Genomic DNA, 7220 nt, shown 5'->3' with positions numbered 1-7220 from the left:
ATACTCTCTAGAAACTTGAGTGTAAGTATAACCGCTTCCCCCTTTGTCACCTACATGTGGGTATACCAGATTTGGACTGCCAGAAATTTTCGTAACTAAAGATGTTAAGTTTCCATCATAATCCCAAAGCGATACTCTAATAGTTTCATTCTCTAGGTGTTTAGATTCTATACGTAAAATAGCATATTGTCCTAAGCTTTTTTCTTTTACTGGTAATTTAGTTTTAGGGTCTAACCACGTAACGGACTCTATTATAGGGGCGGGTCTTTTAAAAATGATGAAGAGCCCTAATTGATGCGAATCTAAAGAATCTTTAGAGGTTTCAAATTTTGATTTATCTTTAAAAAATTCTACCCAGTAAATATTACCTTTATAACCAGGTTTTCCTTTTACAGTGTAACTAGTTTTTGGAGAAGTACTGGTTCTTGTACCTTCTATTTCTTTTCCTTTATTGTCAACTTTATAAAAATCAAAACTACCTCCAGTATCAACATTAAAAATGTCAAACTTATAATCTTTTAATATTGTATTTCCTTCAGAATCTTCTCTACTTGTTGGTTCCATTTTAAGGGTAACTTCTCCGGTATCAGCAAGAGTTAACACTCTTGAAGTTTCATCCCAACTAATAAAGCTATCTTGATTATATTTTTGTGTTATTTTAAATCTGTCCATAGTCTTGTTTGGTTGAGATAATGATGTTTTCAAAAGGGTCTACTTGGTCCATTTTTTTTGGGTTAACTACAGGATTCACTTGGCATAGTGCATCTTCTTCTGCTTCTTCAAAACTAGATTCTGATGGTTCACCAGTTTGTCCATGAAAAGTAATATTAACACAAGGAGCACCAGATATTGCACAGGTAGCTTTGCTGCCTTCTATTAAAGGATAACCACCATTGTCTTCTAGTTTTACCTTATCATAAAAGTCTGTCCATTCTGTAATATTAGGCTGGCAGGGTTTATAACCACTTGGTGTTGGTTGCAATTTGCATTGTCCAAAGGTTTTAGCTTCAAAAGGTTGCCCAATCTCTTTGTTGGTTGCCATTAATTTACTACTATTTTCTGGGTCGTTAATATAGCGTTTACTTTGTGTTTCTACAATTAGTTTGTCTGGCATATTGCCATGCATACATTCGCATTCTGCTCCTTGGCACACTAGTTTTCCTGTTAATCCCATATTGCTTATTTTAACTATTTAACCACTTGTAAAAGCGTTGTTTAGTGGTTAAAATTTTGTTTTCTTCTTTCTTTTGAGCTTTTTTTCTGCGTTTTAAATCGTCTTCCATATCATTAAAAGATTGCCTTATGGTTGGCTTTTCTCTTAAGTGGTATACTGTAGCTTTTATTTTTTTTACAAGTGTATCTTGGTGCATTATGCTACATTGTGCAATTGTATTTTGTAATAAATATGACGTGCTGTCTAAGTCATATTCTACCTTTAATATAGCTTCTGTTGTGTTATTTTTTATTTTAGAGTCTAGGGTTATGTATGCTGTATTGTAATAGGTTTTGTATTTGTTTATTTTTTGCGTTGCTTTAAAAATTAAAGGATTTTTAAAGCTAAGTATAGGAAACTGCATTTCTACTTTTTTTTCTAAAGAGGTATTATAACCTTTATAGATATTATGAAATAATAATGTGTAAAAAACCTCTTGCTTAAATGAGCTTAGTAAATAGTGTTTTTGCAATAAATTAGTTTCAAATTTGGTTATGTATTGTGTAAATGCTTTTCCTGTGTATTCTTTTTGTAACTGCTGTTTTACTTTTTTCCAACGCGTTATTATTTCTTCGTAATTTATAATGTCTAACAGCTCATTACTAAACGTTGTTTTTAGTTGTAAAGGGTATAAAACAGCTTGTGTTTTAATAGATAATATTTCTACTATTTTTTTTGGAGCTCTTTTATTAATAAATATTTTATCTCTTTTTATGGTATATTCAAAACATTCTTCTTCTGGATACCTACGTAATGTTATTTCAGTCTCAAATTGAACTCTAGATGTTTTTTCTTTTTGTGCATCTGTAATATGTATAGTTACACCATAAGTACGTGTATATAAATGTCCAGACAAAAGGGTAAAAGGTTCCTTTTTTATCCTTATCCTTTGGTCTGTATATAGTTGGTTATCCAGAATGTTATTTTCTGGTTTGTTAGATTCAGTAAAACTGTTTTCCCTCATACTTTAGTTATAATTTAAAATAGAGATCTTTTTATTCTTTAGGTAATGGTTTGTTTTCTCGTTTTATTTCTTTGCCTGTATTTCCATCTAAGTAAATTGTTTCCACACTGCCATTACCTGTAATAGAGGTATCCTCATTTTTTAATATGTAATGTTCAATAGTCCACATAGGTTTTACGTTTAACGATGCCTTAATTTTTTCTGCACTAACTCTATTAATAGTGGTGTGCCAACCACCGTTTATATATCCTTTGTCTAGTATGATATTATGATCTTTACAGTATTGTAAAATATTATCCCAATTAAATTTATAAGGTGTGTCGTAATTTACTTCATGGCTAAAGCTACCATCTTCATTATAATAGTACCAAATGCCTTTTGGAAAGGCACTATTAAAGTAGACACCTTTGAATTTTATATTATTATTAGGATAAAATATTTTATTAATAAAAAAATAGGAATCTTTATTATATTCCGACGAATGATGCTGATTTTGCCCTTTCGCCATTTCTAAATATTTTTTTTCATCTAACTTAATACTTACATAAAAAGAAGTATTATCTGTTTTGTATTTGTTAAAGGTAGCCGTATCAAAAACCTCAAATTCTTTAGTTATTACGGGGATGTTGTTTTGTTGCATTATTTTTGGTTTTTGAGCTTTACATTGATAAAAACACAGAGTACTAAATACTAATAAAGTTATTTTTTTCATACTATTGAATTATTCGCTTTTCCCCATTGCCATTTCCATAAGCTACGGCGTTCTACTCCTTTATGGTGTGCGTAACCAACCAAATTATCAGTTTCGCTATACTCATAGGTGTATTTGGCATCAGAATCTGCCTCTTTATTTACGTGTGTGTGTGGTAAATCAAAAGCATGTAAGAATTCATGAGCAGTAGTTTGGTTATTTTTACTGGAAAATAATACAATTTTTTTACCACTAGCATATCCGTTTAAACCACTATAACTATTATCAAATTTAATACTACCTCCTTTTTCTCCAAAATAAAAAGCGATATATTGGTTATCATATTTCTGTCTTTCATTAGATATTTCTAATGAAGATGCTTTTGGGTTACGCAAGCGAAACTCTACTTCTAATTTATCTCTTAATTTATCAAATAAATAATTATGAACAGATATGAAACCACTAGGTTTATTGGGGTTTACTTGATGGGAGGGGGTGTGTTTGTCTGAATAATAACATTTTATACTATAAGAAGGTAAGCTGGTAGAACCTGTGTTATGTGTGTAAATACCAGGTGTTGGTACACTAATAGGAGGGGTAATTCCGTTTAATGAGGGTGTTGTAACTGTATTTTGGGGATTAAATTTTGGGTCGGTACTTAAATCTAAGCGTTCTTGCACTACTTCTGTTTCTATTAAAGCTTGTAAGGTGTAATTTTCAATTAAATCTTTTTGATCAGTTATTACCGCTTCATTTTCTATGTTTGTGTTAAAAAGAGGAGTTTTAATTGCAACTAAAACTATTTTAGCCTTTTTACGTTTAGTGATGTCATTTGCCCATACCCTAATTACACCTGCTAATTTTTTATCCTCAGAGCCGTCTTCTTTGGTTTTGTAGGCGTATAATTCTAATTTTTGATCGGTATCAAACTCTTTTTTACATTCAATAGTAAGGTGATCATTAAGTACTTGCCTGCCTATACTTGTAGGTATTGTATTTAGATTAATTTTAAAATTATCATTAGCTTCAAAAGCGTAACGATCAGGTGCTTCGTCTGTATTTACTACTAATGAGAGTAAAGCCTTAGTATTTTTTGTGTAGCCGGATGCTATTAATTTGCTATTATCGGAAGGGTCCTTTATTTCTTTTGGATATAGGGATAACCAAGCTTCATAACGATTTTGTTTACTGCCATTTGCCAAAGGGGTTGTGTTATCAGCTTCTTTCATTAAAATATCTGTAGAAACCCCTTTGTATTCAGTGTTTTTTAAAGTATTATATTCAGTTAATACTGTTTTAAAATGCTTACCCTTATAAGCATCTTCAGTTGTTAAAGTTGTAAAAGCAGCTTCATCATAATATTTACCTACAATATCATTATAAGGTTTTTGAGGTTTTTTACCCCCTCTAGTACTAAGTCTTTTTTCATCAGTATCTGCCCGCATCCAATCTAATCCATAATCATCACCTTTCCAGTCAGTTTTCGGTCTAAAATTTACTACTGTTTTTATTTCAGGTTCAAGAGCTGGCGGCTCTTGATACTCCCCTAAAGTTGTCCCTTCTTCACCTTTTATATCAATAGAAGTATTAGAATACATATTTATACTACCTTCTGTGGTATATATACTAACCTCTTCTGCAGTTTTGGTTAGTTTATTACCAACTTTGGTTATGTAGTTTTCTTCTACAATTTTTTGCAGGTTTTTTGCTTTTACTATAATAGACCCCATACTATTGAAAGTTAGATTGTTCTTTAGTATTGCTCTTAACTTCTTTTGCGCTATTAAAATTTAGGTTTTCTACTGTGCTAGCTAAATCTAATTGACCAACAATATCTTGGGAGAGCTTAGCGGAAACATTCATATTTTCATCAATATCTTCACTCATATTGGTGCTTTTCTTAGTGAAATCAGCCCCTGCAATCTGACTAATATTAGTACCAGCTACGGTAGTTATATTTTTCCCTGCATTTTCATCAATATTTTCACCAGCATTAACAGTAATATTTTTTCCTGCAGTAATATTTAAGTTTTCACCTGCATTAATATTAATGTCTTTAAGGGCATTTATTGTTATGGTTTCATTAGCCGTGTCAATAATAAAATGATTGCCTTTTTTATCTGTTATTGTTATGCTTTCTGCGTTTCCTTTGTCATTAAACTCTAGTGTGTGCCCACTACGTGTTATAATGCTTTTATGTGTGTTTGTAGGTTTTCCTCCGGCTCCTGTTTGCCCGTTAAAAAGGCTACCTAGTACAAAAGGTCTGTTAGGGTCGTTGTATCTAAAACCAAGTAAAACCTGGTCACCTTCTTCTGGTATAAACACAAAACCTCTGTTGGTAGCTACGTTACTGCTGCTGCCTGCATCTGGCGTCATAACACGTATCCATGCCGTTTTCATTTCTCCGGTCTGCCAGTTCATTTTTACTTGTACTCTTCCTTTGTTTTTAGGGTCTTGGTTGCTTAGTACCGTTGCCATTTGTGTTTGCGCTACTGGCAATGTAACCTTAGGTTCTGGTAGGCTTTTAATATCTACAGGTAACGCCACAAAACTATTGGTGTAATAGTTAGCTTCTTTAGCGTAGTGTGTAATTTCTGTAATAATATATTTACCGTGCTTTTTAGTGGCATAACTAGCAACACCGCTAAGTATAGCTGTTTCTATGTCTATAATACTCCCTACAGCTAATCCTTTTTTAGTAGACTTGCCAGATATGTAGTTAGAGTTAGCCGCCGCACTTTGTTGTTTCTTTTTTAAATAGTTGTCTATCTCAGACTTGTTTTTAATTCTAGGAATGGTGTACCCATTACCACCAGTAGAAAAGAGCTCTAAACTAGTGTTAAAGGCGTGTTGTCCTAATTCATTTAAACCGGTAGGACTATCTGGAGTTTGGCTGTTGTGTTGTTGTACGTCTTGTGAGTTAAACGAAAAAGCTTGTGCTTTACGAGCCTGTGCTTGTATGCCAATATTCATTTCGGTTAAATCTTTACCGTATTCTATAGTAATAGGGTCTGTTTGTGATGGTTTTCCAAAAAATAAGGTGTCTCCATCATAAAATAACCACTCGTTATGTTGTTTAGCAATACGCTGTATAAACTTAAAGTTGGTTTCTAGGTATTGCGACTCATAGTCTAGTGTAGCTGTATTTTCTGGTGCAATTTCTGTAGTTAACTTAGGGTTTTTAGTCACCACTTTTACAATGTCTGCTAAGGACTTGTTTAACCAAGATTGCATAACCTCACTATCTTCTAAAACAATAGTAGAGGAGTAGCCAGATAGGATAATTTGCCCGTGATTGCCGTTGTTTTGATTAAGAGATACGTTGGTTATAATACCTGTAAAATCTTTGCCAGTAGTAGTAATAAGTATTGTTTTACCAAGCCAGTCTTTAGACTTGTCTATGGTGTGTGCGGTAGTGGTTTCCCCGGCTTCTAAATCTATACCAACCTCAAAAGAATGGTGATCGTTAATTTTTTGAGCTATGGTAATGTGTTTGTAACCACTAATAAATTTACCGTTAATACTAATTTGCTTATTTTCTGGTGTCATAACTTTATGTTTGTAGGTACTATATAAGCCTTGTGGTAAATTTAGAAACCTAGAGGCCTAATTTTAATGTTATTTTAAACAAAGCAGTAAAGAGATTAGTTTTACTAGGTTTGTTTTATTTTTTAGATGTATTGGTTTGTGTGTAACTAATACACCATATGTGGTATTTTGAAAAAGGATAAAAAAGCCTTCAAATTATGACACTTGAAGGCTTTAATAGTATAAACATGTCTAAACAACTAGTATGTGTTTAGTAGTTTTATGATCTTGGCCAACGGTTTAATAAAGAAGCTGTACCAACGTTAATTTCCTCAGCAGAGAAAGTAACTTTAATAGTCATAGGTACGTCATTATTAACGTCTAATGTTTCTTTAAAATGAACGATGTAAGCGTTTTTAAACTCAACTTCTTTCATTTTAGCATCCTCGTCTGTTTTCTTAAAAGTAATTTTACCTTCAACAGGTTTAAACTGACTGTTAACCATAGCTTCAATAACAGAAGTATCTTCTGTAGACTCTATAACTAATTCAACTCTACCACCAGTTACGTTAGAAGATGGCTTACCTTTAGAATCTGTATTTCTACTAAATTCATAATCAGAATAAAGTACATCAAATACTTTACCACCGAAACTAAAATCTGCTCTAAATGATCCCATAATAATTTGTTTTTTTAATTAAAATTAATTTTTAAAATGTTACAGTTCCTCTTTAGTTTCGACTAGTATAAAAAAAAAGAGAAAGCATCAAAAAACTACTTTTTTGAAATTTTCTCCATACTTAGGCAAAAACCTAAGTCCTTAA

7 protein-coding genes are annotated in these 7220 nt (G+C 32.2%); all 7 read right to left on the bottom strand.

Annotation, left to right across the window (positions count from 1 at the left end):
• A partial coding sequence (locus tag ABJD66_RS11775) for a hypothetical protein (protein WP_348131790.1) occupies positions 1 to 672 on the bottom strand: 672 nt, incomplete at its 3' end.
• Positions 659 to 1174, bottom strand: coding sequence for a DUF4280 domain-containing protein (locus ABJD66_RS11770; RefSeq protein WP_348131787.1), 516 nt, complete (start codon positions 1172 to 1174; stop codon positions 659 to 661). The genes ABJD66_RS11775 and ABJD66_RS11770, both read right to left, overlap by 14 nt.
• Before the next feature lie 10 nt (positions 1175 to 1184).
• Positions 1185 to 2177: a hypothetical protein gene (locus tag ABJD66_RS11765; RefSeq protein WP_348131784.1), complete on the bottom strand. Its 993-nt coding sequence runs from the start codon at positions 2175 to 2177 to the stop codon at positions 1185 to 1187.
• A gap of 31 nt (positions 2178 to 2208) precedes the next feature.
• Entirely contained in the window at positions 2209 to 2817 is a 609-nt protein-coding gene (locus ABJD66_RS11760) for a hypothetical protein (protein ID WP_348131781.1), read from the bottom strand.
• A gap of 68 nt (positions 2818 to 2885) precedes the next feature.
• Positions 2886 to 4598, bottom strand: coding sequence for a hypothetical protein (locus ABJD66_RS11755; RefSeq protein ID WP_348131778.1), 1713 nt, complete (start codon positions 4596 to 4598; stop codon positions 2886 to 2888).
• Position 4599: 1 nt separating this feature from the next.
• Positions 4600 to 6417: a phage baseplate assembly protein V gene (locus ABJD66_RS11750; protein WP_348131775.1), complete on the bottom strand. Its 1818-nt coding sequence runs from the start codon at positions 6415 to 6417 to the stop codon at positions 4600 to 4602.
• Positions 6418 to 6676: 259 nt separating this feature from the next.
• The gene (gene tssD, locus ABJD66_RS11745) at positions 6677 to 7075 is read right to left on the bottom strand and encodes a type VI secretion system tube protein TssD (RefSeq protein WP_100893698.1); all 399 of its coding nucleotides are present in this window, start codon (positions 7073 to 7075) and stop codon (positions 6677 to 6679) included.
• Between the last annotated feature and the right edge of the window lie 145 nt (positions 7076 to 7220).

The organism is Cellulophaga sp., from assembly GCF_039943695.1.
In the GTDB taxonomy this organism is placed as follows: domain Bacteria; phylum Bacteroidota; class Bacteroidia; order Flavobacteriales; family Flavobacteriaceae; genus Cellulophaga.
The sequence above is the reverse complement of the archived record's forward strand: the minus strand, read 5'-3'. Positions and strand labels throughout refer to the sequence as shown.